Source organism: Halonotius pteroides, assembly GCF_003605635.1.
GTDB classification, from domain to species: domain Archaea; phylum Halobacteriota; class Halobacteria; order Halobacteriales; family Haloferacaceae; genus Halonotius; species Halonotius pteroides.
In genome coordinates, this window is sequence record NZ_QMDW01000078.1 from 1 (window position 1) to 1,235 (window position 1,235).

General features: G+C 69.9%; 2 protein-coding genes and 1 pseudogene. 1 reads left to right on the forward strand and 2 read right to left on the reverse strand.

Going from position 1 to position 1,235, the window contains the following annotated elements:
- Positions 1-237 (reverse strand): DUF7114 family protein (locus tag DP106_RS15135; RefSeq protein WP_449405088.1); only part of this gene is annotated, 237 nt, incomplete at its 3' end.
- A 126-nt stretch (positions 238-363) separates the two neighbouring features.
- Here DP106_RS15135 and DP106_RS15140 point away from each other — a divergent pair.
- Positions 364-1,077 carry an enoyl-CoA hydratase/isomerase family protein gene (locus DP106_RS15140; RefSeq protein WP_015409182.1) on the forward strand — a complete coding sequence of 238 codons (714 nt, stop codon included), beginning with the start codon at positions 364-366 and terminating at the stop codon, positions 1,075-1,077.
- A gap of 54 nt (positions 1,078-1,131) precedes the next feature.
- Here the strand turns inward: DP106_RS15140 and DP106_RS15145 are convergent.
- Positions 1,132-1,235: pseudogene (locus tag DP106_RS15145) on the reverse strand (NAD+ synthase); the annotation flags it as partial.

Consider the following 1,235-nt stretch of genomic DNA (forward strand, 5'->3'; position numbering starts at 1 on the left):
GATGAGATCCCGCGACAGCCGGAGCCCTTCGTAACTCATCTGGACCCCGGCGCCCCGGCGCGAAGCGGTGTCGAGGTCGACCGACTCGTCGAGCGCCGTCGCCGTCACGACGGTGAGTGTACCGGGGGTCATCGACGCCGACTCGAGCACTCCCTCGAGGCGTTTCCGGAGGGCTTCGGGGACGATGTCGCCGATCCCCTCGCTGAACGCGGCCCGGGCGTGCGCGGTTTCGTCCATCTGCCATTCGGTAGGGACGGGAGGGGCAAATCAGTTTGGAAAGCGTGAACGTGCCGCCGAGGAAGCCGGATCGGCGACCGCCGCGTGACCGCAGCACTTACTGCCCGTTCCGTCCCCCGTTCGGTGATGATCGACATTGACGATCAGGGGGCGATCCGAGTCGTTACGCTCGATCGCCCGGACAGGCGAAACGCGCTCACCCCGGCCGGGCTAGAGGCGCTCGAGACGGCCGTCGCCGATCCCCCTGCTCCGGTGGTGTATCTCCGCGGCGCGGGGGAGGCATTCAGCGCCGGTGCCGACTTGGACTCCGTCGCGGCGCTTGCCGGCGACGCCGACGCCGATGTCGAGGCGTTCGTTCGCCGGGGCCAGCGTACTGCCGACGCCATCGAGACCAGTCCCGCAGTCGTGGTCGCCGGTATCGACGGGGCGGCCCGCGGTGGCGGCGTCGAACTCGCGCTGGCCTGCGACCTACGGATCGCGACCCCTCACGCGACGTTCGCCGAACCCGGTGTGACGTTCGGGCTGTTCGGCGCTTGGGGTGGGACCGTCCGGCTCCCCGAGACCGTCGGCCTCGGGGACGCGCTCGACATCTCGCTCTCCGGACGAGTCATCGATAGCGAGGAGGCCCGTCGTATCGGTCTCGTCTCGCGGATCGTCGAGGAGCCCCGGGCCGTTGTCGAGGAGATCGCCGAGAACGACCCCGCTGCTCTCGAGGCGGTGAAGGCGTGTCTCAGAGGTCGGGAAAACAAAGCCGAGCGGGAGGACAGCGAGGTCGCCGCGTTCGAGGCGCTCGTCGAGACGCACGCCGAGACGCTTCGGGACCTCGGTGGGTCGTCGTAGCGGTGCGGCGGTCGACGGCGCGCGGGCGCCAGCGCCGTCGGCCGGTCGGGCCGTTTATAAGGACTCTGGTGCCGGCGGCATCGAGCGCTTGTGCGCGCTGGTCTCGTGGAGTTCGACGACGCGGTCGACGGCCTCCTCGGGTACGTCGAGCGTCTCGA

Bases quoted from the DNA above. Each gene is read 5' to 3' on its own strand.
- DP106_RS15140 (WP_015409182.1), top strand. From the start codon at position 364: ATGATCGACATTGACGATCAGGGGGCGATCCGAGTCGTTACGCTCGAT.